The organism is Streptomyces filipinensis (assembly GCF_014649495.1).
Taxonomy (GTDB): Bacteria; Actinomycetota; Actinomycetes; order Streptomycetales; family Streptomycetaceae; genus Streptomyces; species Streptomyces filipinensis.
In genome coordinates this window covers 14346-35677 of the sequence record NZ_BMTD01000012.1, presented here as the reverse complement: position 1 = coordinate 35677, position 21332 = coordinate 14346, and the positions used below count along the sequence as shown (strand labels likewise).

Annotated in this window: 17 protein-coding genes; 8 read left to right on the top strand and 9 right to left on the bottom strand. The window is 71.8% G+C overall.

The features are described from left to right. Nucleotides 1-96: 96 nt before the first annotated feature. Together IE244_RS25250 and IE244_RS25245 are read right to left on the bottom strand one after the other, a co-directional pair. Complete coding sequence (locus tag IE244_RS25250; RefSeq protein WP_191875858.1) at nucleotides 97-645, bottom strand: NIPSNAP family protein; 549 nt, start codon at nucleotides 643-645, stop codon at nucleotides 97-99. Beyond that, complete coding sequence (locus IE244_RS25245) at nucleotides 642-1109, bottom strand: hypothetical protein (RefSeq protein ID WP_191875857.1); 468 nt, start codon at nucleotides 1107-1109, stop codon at nucleotides 642-644. The genes IE244_RS25250 and IE244_RS25245 overlap by 4 nt, the downstream gene beginning before the upstream one ends. 56 nt (nucleotides 1110-1165) lie before the next feature. On the opposite strand from IE244_RS25245, the gene IE244_RS25240 reads away from it, so the two are divergent. The 5 genes from IE244_RS25240 to IE244_RS25220 all read left to right on the top strand — a co-directional run bounded on the left by IE244_RS25240 (nucleotide 1166) and on the right by IE244_RS25220 (nucleotide 7401). Continuing rightward, entirely contained in the window at nucleotides 1166-2095 is a 930-nt protein-coding gene (locus tag IE244_RS25240; RefSeq protein WP_191875856.1) for a helix-turn-helix transcriptional regulator, read from the top strand. Between the two features lie 225 nt (nucleotides 2096-2320). Then, entirely contained in the window at nucleotides 2321-3124 is an 804-nt protein-coding gene (locus IE244_RS25235; protein ID WP_191875855.1) for an intradiol ring-cleavage dioxygenase, read from the top strand. Nucleotides 3125-3295: 171 nt separating this feature from the next. Continuing rightward, the gene (locus IE244_RS25230) at nucleotides 3296-5755 is read left to right on the top strand and encodes an ATP-binding protein (RefSeq protein ID WP_191875854.1); all 2460 of its coding nucleotides are present in this window, start codon (nucleotides 3296-3298) and stop codon (nucleotides 5753-5755) included. A 67-nt stretch (nucleotides 5756-5822) separates the two neighbouring features. Then, entirely contained in the window at nucleotides 5823-6536 is a 714-nt protein-coding gene (locus IE244_RS25225) for a FadR/GntR family transcriptional regulator (RefSeq protein ID WP_191875853.1), read from the top strand. A gap of 1 nt (nucleotide 6537) precedes the next feature. Beyond that, a complete protein-coding gene (locus IE244_RS25220; RefSeq protein WP_191875852.1) occupies nucleotides 6538-7401 on the top strand; it encodes a sterol desaturase family protein in 864 nt (287 codons plus the stop codon). On the opposite strand, the gene IE244_RS25215 is transcribed toward IE244_RS25220, so the two are convergent. Further along, complete coding sequence (locus IE244_RS25215) at nucleotides 7395-8063, bottom strand: M23 family metallopeptidase (protein ID WP_191875851.1); 669 nt, start codon at nucleotides 8061-8063, stop codon at nucleotides 7395-7397. The two genes, IE244_RS25220 and IE244_RS25215, sit on opposite strands and share 7 nt — an antisense overlap. A 9-nt stretch (nucleotides 8064-8072) precedes the next feature. Beyond that, a complete protein-coding gene (locus IE244_RS25210; protein WP_191875850.1) occupies nucleotides 8073-8789 on the bottom strand; it encodes a peptidoglycan-binding protein in 717 nt (238 codons plus the stop codon). 367 nt (nucleotides 8790-9156) lie between these two features. Between IE244_RS25210 and IE244_RS25205 the strand changes: the two genes are divergently transcribed. After that, entirely contained in the window at nucleotides 9157-9912 is a 756-nt protein-coding gene (locus IE244_RS25205) for an AfsR/SARP family transcriptional regulator (protein ID WP_191875849.1), read from the top strand. A gap of 207 nt (nucleotides 9913-10119) precedes the next feature. On the opposite strand, the gene IE244_RS25200 is transcribed toward IE244_RS25205, so the two are convergent. Then, nucleotides 10120-10305: a hypothetical protein gene (locus IE244_RS25200; RefSeq protein WP_191875848.1), complete on the bottom strand. Its 186-nt coding sequence runs from the start codon at nucleotides 10303-10305 to the stop codon at nucleotides 10120-10122. 170 nt (nucleotides 10306-10475) lie between these two features. Between IE244_RS25200 and IE244_RS25195 the strand changes: the two genes are divergently transcribed. Together IE244_RS25195 and IE244_RS25190 are read left to right on the top strand one after the other, a co-directional pair. Next, on the top strand, nucleotides 10476-13877 hold the full coding sequence (locus IE244_RS25195) for a LodA/GoxA family CTQ-dependent oxidase (RefSeq protein WP_191875847.1): 3402 nt from the start codon (nucleotides 10476-10478) through the stop codon (nucleotides 13875-13877). A 40-nt stretch (nucleotides 13878-13917) separates the two neighbouring features. Beyond that, nucleotides 13918-15126 (top strand): NAD(P)/FAD-dependent oxidoreductase, encoded by a 1209-nt coding sequence (locus IE244_RS25190; protein WP_191875846.1) that lies wholly within the window; start codon nucleotides 13918-13920, stop codon nucleotides 15124-15126. On the opposite strand, the gene IE244_RS25185 is transcribed toward IE244_RS25190, so the two are convergent. The 4 genes from IE244_RS25185 to IE244_RS25170 are packed head-to-tail and all read right to left on the bottom strand — an operon-like array spanning nucleotide 15038 to nucleotide 21312. Continuing rightward, nucleotides 15038-15928: an RICIN domain-containing protein gene (locus tag IE244_RS25185; protein ID WP_191875845.1), complete on the bottom strand. Its 891-nt coding sequence runs from the start codon at nucleotides 15926-15928 to the stop codon at nucleotides 15038-15040. The two genes, IE244_RS25190 and IE244_RS25185, sit on opposite strands and share 89 nt — an antisense overlap. 34 nt (nucleotides 15929-15962) lie before the next feature. After that, nucleotides 15963-16730, bottom strand: a complete 768-nt coding sequence (locus tag IE244_RS25180) for a T-complex 10 C-terminal domain-containing protein (protein ID WP_191875844.1) — start codon at nucleotides 16728-16730, stop codon at nucleotides 15963-15965. Between the two features lie 51 nt (nucleotides 16731-16781). Then, nucleotides 16782-18959, bottom strand: coding sequence for a hypothetical protein (locus tag IE244_RS25175; protein WP_191875843.1), 2178 nt, complete (start codon nucleotides 18957-18959; stop codon nucleotides 16782-16784). Between the two features lie 28 nt (nucleotides 18960-18987). Continuing rightward, nucleotides 18988-21312 (bottom strand): hypothetical protein, encoded by a 2325-nt coding sequence (locus IE244_RS25170; RefSeq protein ID WP_191875842.1) that lies wholly within the window; start codon nucleotides 21310-21312, stop codon nucleotides 18988-18990. Between the last annotated feature and the right edge of the window lie 20 nt (nucleotides 21313-21332).

The window sequence follows — 21332 nt, the reverse complement described above, 5'->3', positions numbered from 1 at the left end:
CGTGTGATCGACACGAGGCCGACCGGGCAACGGACCTCCGCGGCAGCACTTCTGCCGCGCCGTCACCCTTCGGACGGCCGCCACCCGAGAGCGCGATCACGTCGTCACGGGTGCCAGGCGCAGCCGCGCGGCCGGCCAGGGGGGTGGCTCGGCCGGGCCGAACCAGACCCGGACGCCCTCCCCGGTGCGGACGGGCAGAAGCGGGTAGTCGTTCTCGGCGTGCTCGGTGCGGTGCAGCGCGTGGGCCGGGCCCAGGTGCCGGGCGGCGTACGCGTCGAAGGCAGCCGGCTCGGCCGGCCGGCAGATCGTCGCGACCACCTCGCGGGTGCCCGGCTCCGCTCGGAAGCCCGGCCCGCGCAGCAGCAGGACGTCGTCGCTGTCCACCATGGTGGCGTTGGCCGCCTCGCGGTGCCTGCGCCAGACCGGGCCGCTGTAGAACGCCTCCAGCGCGCGCCGGCGGTGCGCCATGTCGGGAAAGGCGCGCAGCCAGACGAAGCGGTCCGGGTCGTCCAGGTCTCGGAAACGGCCGCCGACGGTGATGCCGGCCGCCTGCTGGCCGGTCACGAACGCGCGCTCGAACAGCTCGATCAGTGTCTCCCGGCTGCCGGGACGCAGGGTGTACTGCCGGAGTTCGACGATCCTCACGCGCCGGCCCGCCCGGTGCGGCTGAGGTCCATGGTCCAGTTGAGCTCCCAGGTGCGGCCGCCGTCCGCGGAGAACTCCTGCTCCCAGCGGGCGGTGTCCGGGCCGAGTCGGTACCAGGTGAAGTGCACCCGGATCGGGCGGCCGGCGTAGGTGTCGTCGCCGTGGAAGTCACCGCGGTCGCCCGTGAAGCCGCCGGTCACGGGGGGATCGAGCCGGCCCGTCCGGCTGTCGGACCAGTGGATCGCCCAGCGTCGCGTCTCCTGGTCGAACAGGCGCAGGGTCACGCCCTGGCGGCCGAGGGTGGGGAAGGTGATCTCGTCGATGTTGCCGGCACCGCCGAACAGCGGCCGGACCACCGCATGACCGGGGAACTCCACCCAGCTGCCCGGGCCGGAGCCGAGCGGCGCGGTGAGACGGCGGTTGGCCACGTCCCAGGAGCCGTGCAGGAAGTCGAAGTCGTCCATGCGCCGCAGGTTAGGGACACTCCACTGCCATCCACTGTCAGCGGATACTGGGCGCCATGCGCGCGAGCCGACTGGTCACCCTGCTTCTGCTGCTCCAGAACCGGGGCCGGATGACGGCCCGGGAGCTGGCCGAGGAACTGGAGGTCTCCGTCCGGACGGTCTACCGGGACGTCGAGGCGCTCGGCGGCGCCGGCATCCCGCTGTACGGGGAGGCCGGACACGCGGGCGGCTACCGGCTGGTCGACGGCTACCGGACCCGCCTCACCGGGCTGACCGCGGACGAGGCCCAGGCCGCGTTCCTCGCCGCGCTTCCCGGCACCGCCGCCGAACTCGGTCTCGGCGAGGCGCTCGCCACCGCCCAGCTCAAGCTGCGGGCCGCCCTCCCGGCGGAGCTGCGCGAGCACGCCGGGCGGATCCAGGAGCGCTTCCTGCTCGACGCCCCCAGCTGGTACGACGACGTCGACCGTACGCCTCACCTGGCCGCGGTCGCCGCAGCGGTGTGGGAGCTGCGGGAGGTGGTCCTGCGGTACCGGCGCTGGCGGGCGCCCGAGGAGATCGAGCGGCGGGTGCAGCCGTACGGGCTCGTCCTCAAGGCCGGGCGCTGGTACCTGGTCGCCGGCGGGCCGTCCGGCATCCGTACCTACCGGGTCGACCAGATCGTCGAACTCCACTGCCTGGACGAGGAGTTCACCCTCCCGGAGGGGTTCGGCCTGGCCGCGCACTGGAACAGGTATCTGGCCGACTTCCGGGCCCGGCTGCACACCGGGGAGGCGCTGGTACGGCTCACCCCGGAGGGCGCCCGCCGCCTCGGCGTGACGCCCGCGGGCGACGGATGGACGGAGACCCGGGTGCCCATCGAGTCGATCGACCACGCCCACGGGGAGTTCCTGCGGCTGGGCGGCGACGTCGAGGTCATGGCGCCGGCCGAACTCCGCGACCGCATCGCCGCGACGGTACGAACCCTCGCCACCCGCTACGCGGGATGAACCCGGGCCGGCCGCCGCACCTGCCCCGGCGCGGTGTTGTCGACCGCACCTGACCCGGCACGGCGTCGTCGAGAGGTGGCCCTCCCGGCGGCGGCGAACGACGGGACCCGCTCACGGCGTCGGGGTACGGCGCGCACGCGCCACCGGGGGTGGGTTTCGTAACGCGGTGGCTTCGTGGGTCGTCCGTGCGATCCCGTGCCTCGTCACCGGCGCCATGCTCGCACCATGACTGACATCCCCCACCACAACACCGCGGAACCGCAGCGCGACACCGAGCCGTCGGAGCTTCCCGCAGGTGCCACTCGCAGGTCCGTGATAGCCACCCTGGGCGGCGCCACGCTCGGCGTGGCCGCGCTGGGCCTCGCCGCCACGCAGGCGACCGCCGCCACCGAGCACCGGAGCGCGGCCCGGCCGGCCGTCGCCTGCGTCCTCACGCCCGAGCAGACGGAGGGGCCGTACTACCTGGACCTGGAGACGGTCCGCAAGAACATCACAGAGGGCAAGGCGGGCGTTCCGCTGACCCTCCGTGTGACGGTGGTCGACGCGGCGACCTGCGCCCCGCTGCCCCAGACGGCGGTCGACATCTGGCACTGCGACGCCCTCGGGGTCTATTCCGGATACGTCGCCGGAGGCTCCACCCCGGACACCACCTTCCTGCGCGGCGTGCAGCTGACCGACTCCGCCGGTGTCGCGGAGTTCACCACCGTCTACCCCGGCTGGTACGTGGGCCGGGCCCTCCACATCCACGTCAAGACGCATGCGGGAGGCACCGTGTCGGGCGGGACGTACCACGGCGGCCACGTGTCCCACACGGGCCAGCTCTACTTCCCGGAGACGTACAACACCAGGATCGCCGCCCTGTCCCCTTACCGGAACAACACGGCCACCCGCACGCTCAACGCGCGGGACGGCATCTACCGCAACGGCGGGTCCGCCACCCTGCTGACCCTCACGCAGGCGGGCAGCGACCTCGGCAAGGGAGTGACCGGAACCGTCGTCCTCGGCGTCAACCCCGCCGCCACTCCCTGACGCACCCCTGACGCCCCCGAAAGCCCTGCGGTGGCCGGCCCCGCCACGGTGCCGGTCACCGCACGCGTCACGGCGGGCCAGGGTCCGGCCGAGGCCGACGGGCGGTTCTCGCAGGGACACATGGCCGAAGGCGATGGTTTCGTTCCGGGGCGGTACGGCCAGGAATCGGGGATGGGCCGGAGTCGAACATGTGAGCTGTGTGGTGCGGCGCTGATCGTGCGGCCGCACGGGGGTCGGCCGGCTCGATACTGCTCCAGCGCCTGCCGGCAGCGGGCGCTGCGCCGGCGAGCGGCCTCGGGCGTCGCGCCCGCGGTCCCGGCGGCCGGCGGGAGCGTCCTGCCGTCGGCGCTCGACTCCTTCGTCGGCCGGCAGCACGAGTTGTCGGACCTGCGCTCCCTCCTGAGGCGCACACGCCTCCTCACGCTGACCGGCGCCGGAGGCGTGGGCAAGACGCGGCTGGCGCTGGAGTTCGCCAAGGGCCTGCCGAAGCGCTTCGCACGGGCCGACCTCGTCGAACTCGCCTCACTCCAGGACGGCGCACTGCTGACGCAGACCCTGACCACCGCGCTGGGGGTGCGCGAACGCGCGGGCCGGACCGGCGTCGACGTGCTGGTCCGGGCGATCGGCGACACCTCCCAGGTGCTGATTCTGGACAACTGCGAGCATCTGGCCGAGCCGTGCGCCCGGCTCGTGGCGACCCTGCTGGGCCGGTGCCCCCGGCTGCGGATCCTGGCCACCAGCCGGGAGGCTCTGAGAGTGCCCGGAGAGACCGTGTTCCGGGTCGGCGAGCTGACCCTGCCGCCGGCCGACGCCGGAGACGATGCGACGGCCCTCCTGCGATCCGAGGCAGTACGGCTCTTCGTCGACCGCGCCGCGAGCAACTCCCCGGGATTCACGCTCCATCGCGGCAACGGCCACCTGGTGGCCGAGATCTGCCGGCGCCTGGACGGCCTGGCGCTCGCCGTCGAACTCGTGGCCCGCCACGTCGGCGCCCTCGCGCTGAGCGACGTCCTGGCGGGGCTGGAAGACCAGTTCTCCCAACTGGACCTGCTGACCGGGGGCAGCAGAACCGGACCCGCGCGCCACAGCGGGCTCGCCGCAGCGGTCGACTGGAGCCACCGGCTGCTGGATCCGGCCGAGCAGGCGGTCTTCCGGCGCCTTTCGGTCCTGGTCGGCGGGTTCGACACGACCGCGGCGCAAACGGTCTGCACCGGTGACGGCATAGCCCGGCGGGAGGTCTTCCGCATCCTGTGCGCGCTGGAAGCGAAGTCGCTCGTCGTCCGTCAGCCCGGCGAGAGGGCGCCCACGCGTTTCAGGCAGTTGAGTGCCATCCGCGTCTACGCCCTGGAGCGTCTGCGCGCATCCGGCGAGCTGCACGCCACCCTGGGCCGCGCGTTCGCCTGGCTGACCGAGCTGGCCGGGCGGGGCCGCGGGGAGGTGTTCGCCGACCAGGCCGGCAGCCCGCTCGCGGGGGAACGGGACAACCTCGCCTCGGTGCTGGCCTGCGGCGCCGGCCACGGCGACGCCGTACGGGTGCGGCTGACCCTGGAGCTGGCGCGTGTGCACTACCAGCAGGAGCAGCCGTCGGCCGCCCGTGCGCTGCTCACCGGCCTCCTGCGGGGAGCCGGGGGCCGGGCGCTGGGTGGGCAGGTGCCCGCGCTCGCCGCGCGCGTGGCCTGCCAGCAGGCCGATCCGGACGAGGCGCTGCGCCTGGGCGAGCAGGCGGTGCGGAGCGAGCGGATACGCCGGGACGCCGCAGGACTGGCCAACGCCCTTGACGCCCGGGCGGCGGCGCGACTGTGCCGCGGGGAGTTCGCCGAGGCCGTCGCGGACCTGAGGGAGTGCCTGGAGGTTGTCGCCTCCTCCGGCAGCCCGCAGGACACGGCCTGGTGCACCCATCACCTGGCCTGGGCGCTGCTCCAGGCCGGCGGCGAGCTGGAGGCCGACGAACTGATGTCACGGTGTCTGCCCGTGCTGAGGCAGCAGGCACCGTGGCCCCGGACCGCGGCCGCGCTGCACACCGCGGGGGCCGTACGGCTGGCCCTGGGGCGTCTGCGCAGCGCTGAGACCCTGTTCGCCGAGGTGCTGCGGATCGTTCCAGAGGCCAGTTTCCATGCCCTGTACCCCGTGGAGGGCTTGGCCCTCGTGGCCGTGGAGAGCGGCGACATGCAGCGTGCGCTGCGGCTGTACGAGGCGAGCGCGCAGGAGCGGCGCCGTCTGGACACCGAGCCGGAGGCTCCCTGGCGGCACAGGGTGGAACAGGCGGCGGCGCGGGCCCGGACACGGCTGTCGGCAGCGGCGCAGGAGGCCGCCGTCGCCGGTGCCCGTGGGCTGCGCGGAGAGCGGCTGGTCGCGTACGCGCTCGGCGCGGCAGGAGGCGAGGAGCGGACGGGACGCCATGTCCGGGCCACCGGCCGGCCGATCCCGCTCACCGCAAGGGAGTCCACGGTGGCCGGACTCGTCGCCGAAGGGCTGACCAACCGTCAGATCGCCGACCGGCTGGGCCTTTCGGTCCACACGGTCGCCACGCACCTGGACAAGATCCGCGACAAGCTGGGCCTGCGCTCTCGCACCCAGATCGCGGTGTGGGCGGCCGCGCGGACCGAGGGCGGGTGCACGGCTCCGCGGTGAGCACCGGGAACCGAAATACTGGTCCAACCAGTTGACCAGCGAGCTGGTCGCCGTCACCCTGATCGCCATGAATGAGGGACTCATCCGGCGCGAGGCGGTCTCCGACCAGCTCTTCGCGGTGCTGCGCGACAGGATCCTCGGCGGGGAACTGCCGGCCGGTGCCGCGCTCACCGCCGAACGGGCTCTGGCAGCGGAGTTCGGGGTGAACCGGCATGCCGTCCGGGAGGCCGTCAAGCGGCTCCAGCAGGCGCGGCTGGTCGAGGTCAGCCACGGCGGCCGCACGCTCGTCCTCGACTGGCGGCACACCGCCGGTCTCGACCTCGCCATGGGCATCGCGGCGGCCGACGCCGGGCCCTCGGTGGAGGACCTCGCCCGCGACGCCCTGGAGATGCGGGCGTGCGTCGGCGCCGACGCGGCACGGCTGTGCGCGATCCGGTGCTCCGAGGACACCGCCGGCAGGATCGTCGAGGCCGCGGGCCGGTACGCGCACACCGGTCCCGACCTGACCGAGCTGGCCGACGCGGACGTCGCCTGGTGGCGGCTGATCGTGCAGGGCTCCGGGAACGTCGCCTACCTGCTGGCCTTCAACAGCCTGGTGGGCGGCACGTTCCCGGTCGCCGACGTGCCGGACGACCTGCGGACCGCGGAACTCCTCGACGTCGAAGCGCATCAGCGGCTGGCGGCGCACATCGCGGTTCGCGAGTCCGAGGCGGCCGAACGGCTGGCGCGCGAGCTGCTGTCCCGCAGCGTGCCGGCGACACCGCGCAAGGCGGTGCGCTGACATGATCCCGGCCGTGGTCTACGCGATACCCGCGTTCGTGCTGCTGGTCGTCGTCGAGGCGCTTTCCTACCGCTTCCTCCCGGACGACGACGAACGCGGCTACGAGCTGCGCGACACCGTCACCAGCATGTCCATGGGCGCCGGCAGCCAGGTCGTCGCGATGCCCTGGAAGGCGGTGACGATCGTGCTGTACGCGGCTGTCTTCGCCGTCGCCCCCTGGCATCTGTCGCCGTCCTCCGCATGGACGTGGGTCCTGCTCCTCTTCGGCGACGACCTCGCGTACTACGCCTTCCACCGCGCCCACCACCGGGTGCGGGTGCTGTGGGCGAGCCATGTGGTCCACCACTCCAGCCTCCGCTTCAACCTCTCCACGGCCCTGCGCCAGAGCTGGACGCCGATGACGGGCCTGCCGTTCTGGCTGCCGCTGGCTCTGCTCGGCGTTCCGCCGTGGATGATCCTGCTCCAGCAGGCCTTCAGCCTCGTCTACCAGTTCTTCCTGCACACCGAGCGGGTGGAGAGGCTGTGGCGGCCGGTGGAGTGGTTCTTCAACACGCCCTCCCACCACCGCGTCCACCACGGCTCGAACGACGTCTACCTGGACCGCAACTACGGCGGCATCCTCATCGTCTGGGACCGGCTCTTCGGCACGTTCGAACCGGAGGGCGTGCGTGTGGTGTACGGCCTGACGAAGAACATCGGCACCCACAACCCGGTGCGGGTGGCCTTCCACGAGTTCGCGGCCGCCTGGCGTGACGTCCGCGCGGCGCGGTGCTGGCGCGACCGGGCCGGGTACCTGTTCGGGCCACCCGGCTGGGCACCCGGGGGGTCCGTGGTGACGGGACAGGACCTTCCGCACGTTCAGTAGAGGGGCTTCGCCACACTGCCGTAGGCCCACGTGGGCCCCTTGGACATCTCGAAGTGCAGATGCGGTCCCGTGGAGTTGCCCGTGGTGCCGACCCGGCCGAGCTGCTGCCCGGCGCTGACCTTCTGGCCGGCCGTCACCTGCCGCTGCGAGAGGTGGCAGTAGGTGTACACGTGACCGTTGTCCGCCGCCAGACCGATCCACTGACCGTACGCCCCGCCCTCGCCGTTGGACCAGGCGATGCTGCCGTTGCGTACGGCGACCACGGGGGTGCCGCTCTGGGCGGCGAAGTCCTGCCCGGTGTGCCGGCCGACACCGTCCGGTTTCCAGGCGTAGGGGCCGCGCTCGTAGAACTCGAAGGTGACCTTGTGTCCCGGCACGGGCGACGGTATCCGCCCCGCGCCGGCGGACGCGCCCTGGCAGTCCACGCTGAAGCCGGAGTGGTGACCGAGGGCCGTCAGGGAGGCGCAGCCGGGTATGCCGTCGGCGTCGGCTCCCGTGAAGCCCTGGGCGAGCTGTTCGGCCCGGTAGGCCGCCCTGGTCTGTTCGCCGAAGTACCCGGTCGCCCCCTCGGGGATGGTGCGGCCGCGGGCGATCAGGGCCTTCTGCACGGTGCGCACGTCCTCGTTCTGCTTGCCGAACTGGACGTTGGACAGGGCCACCATGACGGGCTCCTAGTATCCCTTGGGCGGGCGGTTCGGATCGGCCTGCTGGACCCGGGCGGTGAAGTTGGAGCCGGACTGGTTCACGTGGTAGCGGTCGCGGACGTAGTTGATCGTGGCGCACATGCACGCGACCACGTCGTAGGGCGTGGTGGCCGTGCCCGCCTGGTGGTAGGCGGCGAACGTGGTCGGGATGCACTGGGTGGCCCCGCGGGAGCAGTTCAGCGCGTGGCCGTCGGCTGCCTTGCTGCCGTGTGCGTTGACGTCCCAGGTGTTGACCCGCTGCCCGGGCGCGTTGTACGCGGACTCGCGCTGGGCGATGGTGGTGAGCGCCGGAACCCCGAACCGGGGGTCCATGCCGGTCAGTTCGCACGCCTTGCGCGCATAGCGCTGCATGGCCGCCTCTCCGGAGTCGTCGCCGGGGTCGTGGTAGGTGACCTGGGAGAGAGCCAGCCGTCCCCCGCCGCCGGCCGGCACTCCGGCGCAGTCCACGGGGAAGCCGATGCTCTTGCCGAGGGCGGTCAGGGAGGCGCAGCCGGGTATGCCGTCGGCGTCGGCTCCCGTGAAGCCCTGGGCGCGTTGCTCGGCCTGGTAGGCGGCCTTGGTCTGTTCGCCGAAGTATCCGGTGGCGCCGTCGGGGATCGTGTGGCCTCGGGCGATCAGGGCCTTCTGTACGGTGCGTACGTCCTCGTTCTCCTCGCCGAACCGGACGTTGGCCAGAGAGACCATGATGTTTCGCTTCCTCTCGTCAGTTCCAGTCGGTCACGGTGAGGCGGATCCGCGCGTCCGCCGTGACCGAAGCTAGGGAACCGCCGTCAGCCCGGCGTCACCCCGCCGTCATCGCGGCCGCTGCCGCGGTGCGCGCCGCTTGGCGCAGGGCACCCTGGTGACCAGCGGTATCTCGCTGCGCGGCGTGGTCGTGCGGTGGGTTGCAGAGCGGGAAGGAGGGGCTGAAACTGGTGGAGACAGGCCTCCTCCGAGGTGGTGGACCCCGGAGCCGGATCGACGGGTCCCAGCGAGCTGTGGAACAACGCCGGCGAGACGGTACGGCTTTCGAGAGGCGCGCTCACGCGAGACCACGGTGAGCGAGGCGATCATGAACGTGTCTCCCTCCGCCCGGTTGCGGTTGCTCGGCCAGTTCCGGCTGGAGTTCGGAACCGAGAGCGTCGAGCTGTGCCGCAACGGCCAGCGGCTCCTGGCCTTCCTGAGCCTGCGCGAGAGGGCGCCCCGCACGGTCCTCGCCGGCACGCTGTGGCCCGAGGTCACCGAGGAGCACGCCAGGGGCAGCCTGCGCACCACTTTGTGGAAGCTCCCGCGGGGTGACACCCCGCTCGTCCGCTGCTGCGGAGACGTCCTGCTGGTCACCCCGGCCCTGCACGTGGACGTCTACGCCCTCACCCGCACGGCCCTCAGCGTCGTCGCGGGCTGTGGCCCACCGCCGTGCTGCCATCCCCCGCTCGGACTCCTCGTCGGAGAGGACCTCCTGCCGGGCTGGGACGAGGACTGGGTGCTGCTGGAACGCGAGCGCCTGCGGCAACTGCGGTTGCACGCGCTCGACTCGCTGGCGCAAACCCTGATCGAGCAGGGCAGAACCGCCCTGGCGATGGAGGCGGCATGGGCAGGCATCCGCGCCGAGCCGCTGCGCGAGAGCGCGCACCGGGCCGTCGTGGCCGCGCATCTCGCGGAGGGCAACGTGTGCGAAGCGCTGCGTCACTACGCGGCGTTCCGCAGCTTGTTGAACGACGAACTGGGCGTCGAGCCCTCGCCCCGGTTCACCCGCCTGCTCGCCGAGCGGGTGCCGCCACGCCGCGGGCGCGTCGACTTCATGTACCTGGACACGAAGGGACCGTGAGCACGGGCATCGCCACGTCCGGAGCCGGCGCCGTCCGGTCACCTTGGCTTCCAGCCGCCCTTGACGAGCCTTCGGGACACCCGCGGCCCTTCCGGCCGTCAGGCGCCCGGCTCCGTCACGCGCGGACCCGGCCGCCGTACCTCACGGGATTCGGCGCCCGGGTTGGACCGCGTCCTGGTGCGCAATCGCGTCCTGGTGCCGGAGGCATCAGCCCCGGCCGTACCTCCTCGGCTCGGGAGCGGGCGGTTCCGCCGGCGCGACGGGCTCTACAGGAGCCTGCTCGGGCGCCTGACTCTCCTTCTGCTTGCTCGCGGTGTCCTGCTTGCGCTGCTTCTGCGTGTCCTTCGCGGACTGTTCGGCGCGCAGGGCTGCCTCGTCCTTGGAATCGGCCACGACGACCACTTCTTTCGCAACGATGGTGTCCGGCTTCGGGATCCCGCCTGCCATTCTAGTCGCCGGGGCGCCCGCCAACCTCCCGAGCCACTGCACCGCACAGGTGACAAACCGTGCCCCGGCCAGGCCGCTCTTCGTTTCGGCCGCAGGAGTCCGGTGAACTGCTGCCTGTGAATCTGGACGACGTCGTACGGTGTGAGATCCATCCGTCCCTCGGCATTGCCCGGGTGGGGAACAGCCCCACGGAATTCTTCATCGGACCGGAGGTGCCGGGGGTCCCCCCGCAGCCGGCCGGCGGCTTCAAGGACGGCGAGGGCCGCGTCAAGCGGCAGGCGGCACGCTTCCGTGTCTACGGTTACGCGGCGGACGGCACCGCGCTGGGCGAGCTGACCGCGGAGCACGCCGAGATCTCCTGGACAGTGGAGCTCGCCAACACCAAGGCCGCCTGGTTCAAGTTCGTCGGGCGGCACCAGGACGGGGCGGAAGGCGGGGGAGCACGGGACCCGAGGGCCCGCCGCAACCAGGCCGTCGACGTCGATGACCCCGAGGCCCGCTCCCGGCTCGCCGTCAGACCCGGCCCCCGCACCGTCACCGGGCCGGGCCAGTCGGGTCCGGGCGGGCGATTCGACACCGGCACGTTCCTCGGCAGACCGGTACCGCTGGGTGAGCTGCGCACCGACGACGACGGCCGGCTGCTCGTCCTGGGCGGCTTCGGCCGTTCCGGGACCACCCGGCCGGACAACCCGGTCGTCCATTTCGCCAACAACGACTTCTGGTACGACGACGTGTCCGACGGGCCCGTCCACGCCAGCGTCACCTTGCGCAACGGGGGCGAGCCGCTGCGGGCACAGCCGGCCTGGGTCCTGGTCACACCGCCCGACTTCTCCCCCCACACGGAGAACCTCGTCACGCTCTACGACGTGATCGCCGAGGCCCAGCGGTACGAGCAGCCCGACTCCGTCTCCTTCACGCGGGACATCCATCCGATCCTGCGCCGCGTCAGCGACTACCAGTGGGTGAACGCCGCCGCGCTGCGCGGCCACGGCGAGGGGGAGCCCGGTGACTTCCTCGCCCCCACGCTCCTCGGGCAGCTGGCGTCGAACGGCCCCGGGACGGCCGAGTTGCGCCGGTCGGTCTTCCGGCGGCTGCGCGGCCCCGGTGCCGGGGTCGCCGAGGCCACCTCCGTGTACATGCCCCAGCTCGCCGGCGACGACGGAGAACCCCTGGACGGCAGGCCGGGCAGATGGATGTCCCTGCTGCCCGGACAGTACGAGAGGATGCGCCTCTGGGCGGAGGGGGACTTCACCCCCGACTGGACGGGCCGGGCGCCCGACCCGGCGGAGCCCGCCCCGCAGGACGAGCCGCACGCCCTGGTACGGGCCGCCCTCGAAGCATGCAGCGGGGGACCGTTCTACCCGGGTATCGAGATGACGTACATCGCCCAGGACCCGGACCTCTGGGCGGGCCCCTTCCGGCTGCGGGAGGACCTGGAGCCCGGCGACCTGACCAAACACATGGCCCTGCCGTGGCAGGCCGACTTCTACGAGTGCAACACCCACTGGTGGCCCGCCCAGCGGCCCGACGACGTCTATCCCGAGGCGCTCTTCCTCTCCCTGGTCCGCGCGGCGGGCGAGCAGGCCGCCCGGAGCATCGGCCCGACCCCGTACCGCCGGCCGTGGGCGCGCGGCGTCGGGCAGCAGATCGTCCGCAAACCGAAGCCGGCCCGCATGGCCGGGGAGAGCGACACCGCCTACGACAAGAGGGTGGACGACCGGTGGAGACGGATGCGCGCGCACGCCGGGGCCCAGGACATGGTCGGACAGTGGAGCCGGCTCGGCTTCGTCGTGGCCCGGCAGGCACCCGACGGCAGCCGTGTCCTGGTCGAGACGGAACGCGCCGACCAGGTCGGCCTCAGCCACCGCGAATGGTTCTACGCACTGCAGCATCCCGACCGCTTCCCCGACCAGGTCAAGGCCTCCCGGGCGTTCGCCCAGTCGTTCCTCGCCGAGGCCGTGGCCGTCCAGCACGATCCCGCCGCACCCCAGACGCTGCGGCCGTTCCGCTACACGCGGGAGAGCCTGGAGGAGCGGCTGGACCTGATCTACAGCCGGCTGGCGCAGGACGCCGAGGCGTACGATCCGGCCGACCCGGACGTCGAGCAGGTGTTCCGCACCCGGGACTCGGTCCTCGAACGGGTCAAACAGATGGCGCCCTTCAACCTCCTGGACGGGGTGTGGCTGCGGCACCTCACGGAGGCCAAACCCATGGACGACGTCCGCGGCCTGCTGTTCTCGATCTGGAAGGAGGAGGTGGGCGACGGCAATCCGGCACTGAACCACTCCACCCTCTACCAGACCCTGCTGCAGCAACTCGGCATCCACCTGCCGCCTGTGGACTCCTACGCCTTCACCGCGAGGACCGACCTGCTCGACTCCGCGTTCACCGTCCCGGCGTTCGAGCTGGCGATCTCCTGCCATCCCGAGGCGTTCTTCCCGGAACTGCTCGGCATGACGCTGTTCCTGGAGTGGGAGGTGCTGGGCGTCGTCCCCATGGCGAAACTGATGGACCACCACGGCATCGACTCCCGCTTCTTCCGTATGCACGTCGGCATCGACAACGCCGCGGACGGACACGGCGCCCGCGCGCGCGAAGCCGTCATGCGCTACCTCGACCAGCTGCACACCCTCGGCGGGGAGGAGGCCGTCCAACGCCAGTGGGAGCGCATCTGGAACGGGTACGTGGCCTTCGCGGTCACCGGCAACCTCGGCGAGGAACTGGTCGCGCACCTGAAGTCACCGCCCACGCCCGAGGAGAGCCTGCTGCGCATGATCAGGGACAAGGCTCCACGGGCCGCCCTCAACCACGAGAAGAGGATGCTCGCGGGCAGCTACCTCAACGACTGGTTCGCCGATCCCGAGGGCCTCCTCGCGGCGCTGACCGCCTCGGAGTGGATCGTCCCAGGGGATCCGGCCGGCAGCCCCCTCTTCCGCCTCTTCCGCTGGAACGGCCCCATGTACAAGGTGTTCGACGACGAGGAGACCGAGGTGTGGCGGGAGTGGATCCGCTCGCTCGCCGAGGAACCGGCCGAGCGGCGGGCCTACTCCCCGCTGGAGGCCATCCTCCTCCTGGCCGACGCCGTACGGACACGACCGGACGGTCTCCTCTCCGACAGCCGGGCCCTGGTCGGCCCCCAGCCGGGCAACCCGGACCGGCTCGTCGAGCGGCCGGTCGCCTGGTGGTGCCTCCAGCCGGCCCCCGCGCTGCTCGCGGCGCTGACGCATCCCGCGAACATGACGGACGGCACGGGCGACGACGGCCCGCCGACGGCCCCGGCGCCCGTCGCGGACTTCCTCCATGAGTTCTTCGCCCCGGCGGACGCCACCCGGCTCGCCCGTGACCTTCCGGTCTCGCGGACGGTGCGGCAGATCGTGCACGACTGGGTGGAGGCCGGCTGCCCGCTCCCCGACACCGGGGCTCCGGACACGCGCGTGAGCCTGTCGACGATCCAGCCCGTGCCCGAACCCGACAGCCCGCTGCGACTGCGCATCCAGGGCATGGGCGGCATCCATTGACCCGGACAGGGCACCGAGCGGGCGCTGGAGGCGGCACACCATGACCCGGCCGCGGAACAGCCCGGACGTCCTGGTCGCCGGAGGCGGCCCCGCAGGGGTGGCCGCAGCCCTCACCCTGGCGTCACGCGGCGCCGACGTCGTCCTCGTCCATTGCGCCCCGGCGGCGGGGCTGCGCGTCCCTGAAAGCGTGTCACCCCTGGCGCGGCCCCTGCTGCAGGGCCTCGGCGTGCTGGACCGGCTGCCTTCCGCATGCCATGCGCCCTGCTACGGCAACCAGTCGTCCTGGGGCGGGCCGGCCCTGACGGCCTCCGACTTCCTCCACGGGCCCTACGGAACCGGCTGGCACGTGGACCGCGCACCGTTCGACGCCGCGCTGCGCCGGGCGGCCCGTGCGGCGGGCGTGCGGCTGCACGCGGGCCGTGTCCGGTCGGTGGCCCGGCACGGCGGCCGGTGGCATGCGACCGTGTCCGGGACGGTGATGACCGCCCCGTACCTCGTCGATGCCACAGGAGCGCGGGCCCGGCTCGCCCGCCGGCTCGGCGCACGGGTGGTGCACACCGACCACCTGGTGGCCGTGGCGGCCGAGGTGCCGGTCACCGCGCCGGGACATGACGGCCCGTACGGCGCGCAGAACGGCCCCGAACGCACGTCGCTCGTGGAGTCCACGCCGTTCGGCTGGTGGTACACGGCGCCCCTGCCGTGCGGGCGGCACGTCGTCATGGCCGTGACGGACGCGGATCTGGTGGCCGGTGCGGGGCTGCGGACACCGCGAGGCTGGTGGGCCGCACTGGCCGCCACCCGGCACGTGCGGGCCCGGGCGGCCGCTCACGACACCACCGCACCGCACGCTCTGCGGGTGCTGCCCGCCGGCACCTCGCGCACGCTGCCCCCCGCCGGTCCGGGCTGGGTGGCGGCCGGGGACGCGGCCGCCGTGACCGATCCCATCGCCGCGCGGGGCATCACCCACGCCCTGGCGACGGGGATCGCGGCAGCCACCGCACTGACCGAGGAGGCCGACGGCGATCCGCGGGCCCAGGCCCGCTACGCGGCGCTCGTGGGCGCCGTGCATGACGAGTTCCTCAGCGCCCGAGCCACCTGCTATCGCGCGGAGGAGCGATGGGACACCCCCTTCTGGACACGCCGTCGCACCCCGGCGGGCGTCACTGGACGGGCACCAGGCGCCACCCCTGGTTCTTCCCGTCGAGACACGTCCACTGCTCCAGGTACGCGCCGGGAGGGGGCGCGATGAAGAGCGGATTGTGCGCCGTCAGGCACTTGTTGCTGTGCCGCGAACGCAGCTGCCAGTACCCGTCCTTCTGCGTCCACAAGGACCACACGGCGCCTTCCGACCAGTCGCAGTCACCCATGACGACACGGGTGCCGTTGCTCTGCCCGGCCTGGGCCACGGTCAGGCACCGGCCCGATGCCCGGTCCCGGATCTGGAAGGCGTTCTCGTGCGCCTTCAGGTCTCCGCGCCGCACGAACTGGAACCGCTGGGAGTCCGTGTCGCTGGCGCGGGCGACCTTGGTGCCCGTCGCGTCCTCGACCGGCGCGCCCTGCGCGTCGATCACCAGCCCGCCCCCGGTCGCGTCCGCGTTCGGTGTCGGGCTCGCGGCAGCCGGCCGCCCGGCGATCGTGTACGTCGTGTCGGGGTAGAGGAAGGGGTGGGCGTTGCCGCCGTCCGACCGCGCGGTGGCGGTCCAGCGGTCGGGGGCCTCACTGTTGTCCTGCCAGGCCTGCGAGCGGACCTCCGGATCGACGCACGTGAGGTCGTCCGGGGTGCCCTCGCGCCAGACCCAGCCCTGCAGACAGGTCGCGGGTCCGTAGGGACCGCCGTTGGGACTGCGCCGCTCATCGGCGTGGCTGTTGTCCTCGACCACCTGGTCGTGGACCGCCGGGTCGACACAGACGTGGTCCTCGGGCGTCGCCAGACGCCACACATACCCCTCCACACAGGAGTCCGGTCCCTGGGGTGTCGCTCCCTGCGCGGTACCGAGGCCGGCCGCCGCCAGGACAAGCGCGGCGATCACCGCGACACGGTGCCTGGTCACGGGGCACCTCCTTGCTCCGAGCGTGCCGTCGCCGTCACGCTTCCGTCATTCCGGTGTCGGGCCACATCAGTGTGAGGTGGTCCGCGTAGAACTCGTCGTCGTTCTTGCGGCAGGCGGTGACCCAGATCTCGTTGAGGGTCCGGCGCGGGTCGCTGCCCAGGTAGGCGGTGCGCAGCAGGACCCGGTTCCGCAGGGCCGAGCCGGAGGCTCCGTCGGTCAGCTGCCCGGCCGCGGTACGGACGCCTTCGGCGAAGCGTGTCTGCTTCTCCTGAACCGTCTCCGGGGAGTCGAGCGAGTAGGGCCCCTGCGGATAGACGGGCCCGCCCATGTCCAGGGCGCCGTACATGAGTCCGTAGCAGTAGCCCATCGTGCCGTAGGCGCGGGGCGCGGAGTCCAGCGCGTGCCAGATCTCCAGGGCCATGCTGATCGGCGCGAACATGGCGTTGACCGGCTCGACGAGGGCCAGCGCGCCCTCGGCGTTCGCCAGGACCAGCGACGCCTCCAGGACGCCGGTGATCACGTGGACCCCGCTCTCGACCTCCCCGCAGGTCGCCACGGGCTGCTCGGTCACGGGCGGGGCGGCCAGCGGGTTGCCGGTGTCGGGATCCAGCGGTGTGCCGTACCGGTCGTTGGAGGTACGGGTTCCGTCCGGGTAGGTGTTCAGCACCCTTCCGTCCGGGAACGTGCGCATGGTGGAACCGTCGGCGTAGCCGACTTCGGTCGTGCCGTCGGACCACGTCGTCGTCGACGTACCGTCGCCGTTGTCCACGGTGGTGGAGCCGTCGGCGTTGGTCACTGTCATCGCGTCTCTCCTGTTCGTGCGTGTCCCGCCCTGGCACCGCGGCGACCGCTCTCAGGTCACCGGAGTGACGAGCAGGTTCCGTCCCACCACCGACTCCCACGGGGAGAAGGGCCCGGTGCCCTTGGTCGCGACGTTGCGCCGCCGGTACTCGAACTTCGGCTGGTCCGGGTGCAGATCCGCGACCAGGTCCGAGAACCCGAACGGGATGTCGCTGGTCGCCTCGGGCGCGTCCCGGGTGAGGCTCACGGTGACCGCCTCGGCGCTGCCCCGCCGCATCTCGACGTCGATGCCGAACACGTCGGCCAGCTCGGGCGGAAGGGTCTCCGGGTGCTTGAGCTGGTAGCTGCTCACGTTCACGCGGGCCACCAGGCCGGTGGACATGCCCAGTTCGTGTACGCGCTCCAGCATGACGGCGGGATCGATCTTCACCGTGACCCCGGTGTAGTCGAGGGCCAGCGAGCTGACCAGGCGCGGATCGACGGGTTCGGCCTCGGTCTGGGTGAGCCGGAGCAGCACCTCACCGTTTCCCACCGGCGGGTTGGGGGGCGGCTGGAACGCGGGCGAGCCCGCGGCGGCGGCCGGCGCGGCCTCGGCAGGGGGCTGCACCGGCGCCGCGTCGGGCCCGCCCAGGGAGAACGACGCGGGGGTGGCCGCCGCGCGGGCGCGGTCGACCGGTACGCCGGTGAGCGGGTCGTTCACGAGCAAGGCCGCCACCACCCCCGAGACGTCGGCCCGCACGGCGCTCGGGGAGCGCACCTTGGCGTAGAACGGCGGAGTCCAGCCGGCCGGCCAGGTGGCGGCATCCGGGAAGGGGGCGGTGATCTGTTCCGTGGTGAGGAAACCGTCGTCGGGCTGGTCGAGCCGTATCTTCACCGGCACGTCGCGCTGTTCCTTCGCCGTGTCGTCGTCGGGCGACCTGCGCAGGCTGAGCACGACCCGGCCCTCGATCCCGGTCGCCGTGCCGGACGCCGGTGCGAGCAACCGCGCCAGCAGCGTGTAGTACTCCATGGAGCAGTCCTGCACGAGCTCGAAACCGCGGGCGTCGATCGTGGTGTTCCCGGCCTCCGTGCTGAGTGTCCTGCCTCCCAGGTCCTTGAGCCAGGAGGACTCGTCGAAGGTGGCACCGGCGTAGCCGCCCAGCACCAGCTGCGGGTAGGCGATCCCTTCCACGTCGGCCACGGCCGCGCGCAGGCGCTCCATCGACTGCGGGTCCAGCCAGGGCACCAGTTTGAAGCGCACCCTGACCTTCCACGCCTGGTCCGGGCCGGCGGCGGCGTCCGCTGCCGCGTCCGGCCGCACCAGCAGCACACTCATGGCGGGAGTGCCGCGCTCCAGATCGAAGGCCAGCCGGTACTCGCTGGGCAGGACGAAGTACTGGTTGGGCAGGGGCGACATCTGCCACAGCCCCGCGGGGCTGTCCACCCACACGTTGTCCGGGTCGAGTCCCTGGTCCGCGTCGGCGCCGCTCTTGAAGTTCCAGTGGTAGTAGATCGGGCGGTTGGGCTTGTCGGACGTCGGAAGGCAGGCGGCGATCCCCCCGCCGCCCGGGCCGAGCAGCATCGCCGTGCTGTCCACCTCCAGCTGGGCCTCTTCCTCCGGGGCCAGGTCCGGGAGGACCTCACCGGTGAGGGTTTCGGGGTCCCACACCCGGTAGGACAGCGTGCCGTTGACGACGATGGCCGCGTTCATGTCGTTCTGCAGCGTGTCGGCGGCTACGGCGGGATCCACCTCGGCGGCGAGGGCGAGACGGCGTACGACATGGGGGTCCGGTGCCGGCAGGTCGGTCACCGACGCGAAGGTCACGGTGGACTGCTCATCGGTGGTGGTGAGGATGGCCGTGAGGTCGCTCAGCGGCATCGGCCGGGCCTCGGCCGGAGCGGTGTCCGGCCGCACCAGGTCGATCCACACCAGCAGGCTCCATCTGCCCAGGTCGTCGGCCTCCAGGAACACCGCGGGTGTCCGCGACCGCTTCGAGCGGGCGGGCAGGGTCGCCACCGGCACGAAGTAGTCGGCGTGGGCCCCCTGCAGGACCTCGCCGGGTTCCTCGGGCGCCTTGGGCACGAGCGGAATCTGGTCGGCCGCCGGCTCGGCCCGCCGGGCCATCAGGTCGTTCAGGAGACCGGGCTGGAAGGTCTCGCCGGTCGCGGTCAGGGTCTGTCCGGTGGCGCCCGTGAGCCCGGGATCCAGGTTCCGGGTCTCAAGGTGCGGGGCTCCCGCTTCGTCGCTCATGACGCAGCTCCCTTCGGACGGCCGTCCGTCACAGCTCGACCACGAGCAGCTGTTCGCTGCTCGTCGTGGCGGCCACCGTCTTGTGGGTTCCGTCGACGCCGTAACCGTCCAGCTCGTAGGTGAAGGTCGTCGCGGTGGGGTCCTTCAGGGCGACCTTCCATGACTGGTCCTGGCCGGCATTGGCCGGGGTCAGCTTGATCGTCTGCTCCTGCACCTCGTGGGTGGCCGGGTCCTCGTGCCGCAGCTTGACGACGACGAGCTTCCACTTGGTCATGTCCAGCGCGGCCGCGGTCACCGTCACGTCCATCAGCGAGCTCTTCACCTCGCCGACCTGGACGGTGCCTTCCTGGCCCGCCTGCCACTGCCCGGGAGTGGTCGTCCCGTCGACGTAGGTGATGTCGGCCTTGTACTGGAACTCGCGGTTCTTCGCGGAGGGCAGGTCGACGTCCCAGCGCCAGGGCGTGGTGTTGTTGGTGAAGACGTACGTGCCTTCGGTGTGGTACGAGGCGGCCTCGTCCGCGTACTTCGTGGACAGCACGATCGACTGCAGCGGGGGGAAGAGGCCCTGGGGCACGAAGGTGGCGCTCATGCGGTCCTCGAAAGGCGCGTCGATGAGCAGCCGTGAGGCGGAGGTGCGCTGCGGTGGGGTCGTCATGCGGCTGCCGTTCACCAGCAGGAACTCGCAGCTGTACTCGTATTCGGGGGAGGTCTGGCCGCCGGTGTAGCTGAACCAGCTGTCCTCGACGGCCTGCTGGCTGAGGATGACCGTCTTCGTGGCCGACGGCAGGGACACGCCGGGCAGTCGCAGGTCGACCTGGACCGACTGGACCGTCGCCCACGGCACGGTGCCGGCCACCACCTTGACGTCGACACAACTCAGCCGGTCGTAGCCGATGATGAGGCTCTTCTCGCGGGTGGGCTGCGGGGGGATGTCGGTGGACGCCTGTGCGGCCTTGTAGTGGAGCCGGCTGGAGTAGGTGAACGTGTCCTTGGGCGCTCCCTGGGCGTCCTTGGCCAGGGTGGTGCGGAAGTAGTAGGTCTCGGATCCCTTGAGGAAGTCGTAGGTCTGCGAGAAGGCCTTGACCTCGCCGGTGCGGTCGTCGGTCTGCCGGTAGTCGAGCGTCACCTGGATGCCCGCGATCGGGTCGTGCTCGAAGTCGGCGGTCACCCGGACCGGGACCTGAAGGGTGTGGAAGATGGGCGTGTTGAGGTCGGCCTCGATGAATGCCTTCTCCAACTGCGGCTGGGTGACCATGGAGACCAGCGCGGCACTGGGATACGTGGAGAAGGGCCGGGCCATGTTGCCGTGGAAGGTCATCCCGAAGTCCGTCTCACCCGTCTGCTCGAACTCCTTGAGCCACAGCTGGTTGCTGCCCGTGACGGACGTACCGGGCGGCTTGAAGTTCTGCATCGGGTCGGTGCCCAGCTTCTCCTTGTCCAGCTGACCCGTGATCAGGGGCTGGCAGAACATGCTCTTCAGATACGCCGTCGTGGTCTGCAGGACGAAGTCCTCCAGTTGCTCGCGCAGCTTGTCGTCCTGCTGGGCGAAGTCGAACTTCGTGTACTCGACGTGGAGGCTGCCGCACGTGTCCTGCAACTCCTTCAGGCTGGTCACCTGGGGGAACGTGCGGACGGGGACGCCGTTCTCGGTCTCCACGATGGGGGCGAGGTCCTTCAGCTCCCGGTGCACCGCCTCGGCGTGACCGGTGATGGTGACCGTGATCGACGGGACGCGGGCGACGAACTGGAGGCTGTAGGCCACGTGGGCGGGCAGTTTGCCCGAGCTGATCGTCTCCCGGAAGAGCCGTATGCCCTCCTGCCCGAGTGCGATGGAGAAGCTGGCGACGTTCGACTCGGTCAGGGACGGTTTGACCTTGTTGTCCCCGGGCTTGACGAATGTGGGCCCCAGGGCCGAGGGCAGGCAGAACTGGACGTCACCCTCGATCCAGGTCGGGTAGGCGAGTTTGGGATCGCCGCTCACGGCGCCACGCCACTCGGTGCCGATCTCCCCGCCGGAGGCCACCGGACGCGCGAGGTGAAGCGCTCCCGACAGGACCTGGCTGCGCAGGTACGCGAGGATCTTCTCCTGGTCCTCCTGCTGCACCGTGCACTCGACGGTCAGGGTCATCAGACCGCCCTCGGTCTCGCCCGGCGGCAGCGGTGTGTCGATTCCCGCCATCAGACTCAGGTCCCTGGCGAAGGCGTAGATGGACAGTTCCGGGGTGTCCTCCGGACCGAGGGCGGCCCGGACCCGCTGCGGAATCATCCAGAACTGCAGCGGGTCCTCGTCGTCCTGGTAGATGTCGACGTGACTCACCTCGGGAACCACGAACTTGTTGAGCAGATTCAGCATGACGTGCTCTCCTCGCACAG

Excerpts from the sequence above, each read along its gene's own strand:
- IE244_RS25245 (WP_191875857.1), bottom strand. The coding sequence starts at position 1,109 with ATGGACGACTTCGACTTCCTGCACGGCTCCTGGGACGTGGCCAACCGC.
- IE244_RS25240 (WP_191875856.1), top strand. The coding sequence starts at position 1,166 with ATGCGCGCGAGCCGACTGGTCACCCTGCTTCTGCTGCTCCAGAACCGG.
- IE244_RS25235 (WP_191875855.1), top strand. The coding sequence starts at position 2,321 with ATGACTGACATCCCCCACCACAACACCGCGGAACCGCAGCGCGACACC.
- IE244_RS25230 (WP_191875854.1), top strand. The coding sequence starts at position 3,296 with ATGGGCCGGAGTCGAACATGTGAGCTGTGTGGTGCGGCGCTGATCGTG.
- IE244_RS25225 (WP_191875853.1), top strand. The coding sequence starts at position 5,823 with ATGAATGAGGGACTCATCCGGCGCGAGGCGGTCTCCGACCAGCTCTTC.
- IE244_RS25220 (WP_191875852.1), top strand. The coding sequence starts at position 6,538 with ATGATCCCGGCCGTGGTCTACGCGATACCCGCGTTCGTGCTGCTGGTC.
- IE244_RS25215 (WP_191875851.1), bottom strand. The coding sequence starts at position 8,063 with ATGGTGGCCCTGTCCAACGTCCAGTTCGGCAAGCAGAACGAGGACGTG.
- IE244_RS25210 (WP_191875850.1), bottom strand. The coding sequence starts at position 8,789 with ATGGTCTCTCTGGCCAACGTCCGGTTCGGCGAGGAGAACGAGGACGTA.
- IE244_RS25205 (WP_191875849.1), top strand. The coding sequence starts at position 9,157 with ATGAACGTGTCTCCCTCCGCCCGGTTGCGGTTGCTCGGCCAGTTCCGG.
- IE244_RS25190 (WP_191875846.1), top strand. The coding sequence starts at position 13,918 with ATGACCCGGCCGCGGAACAGCCCGGACGTCCTGGTCGCCGGAGGCGGC.
- IE244_RS25180 (WP_191875844.1), bottom strand. The coding sequence starts at position 16,730 with ATGACAGTGACCAACGCCGACGGCTCCACCACCGTGGACAACGGCGAC.
- IE244_RS25175 (WP_191875843.1), bottom strand. The coding sequence starts at position 18,959 with ATGAGCGACGAAGCGGGAGCCCCGCACCTTGAGACCCGGAACCTGGAT.
- IE244_RS25170 (WP_191875842.1), bottom strand. The coding sequence starts at position 21,312 with ATGCTGAATCTGCTCAACAAGTTCGTGGTTCCCGAGGTGAGTCACGTC.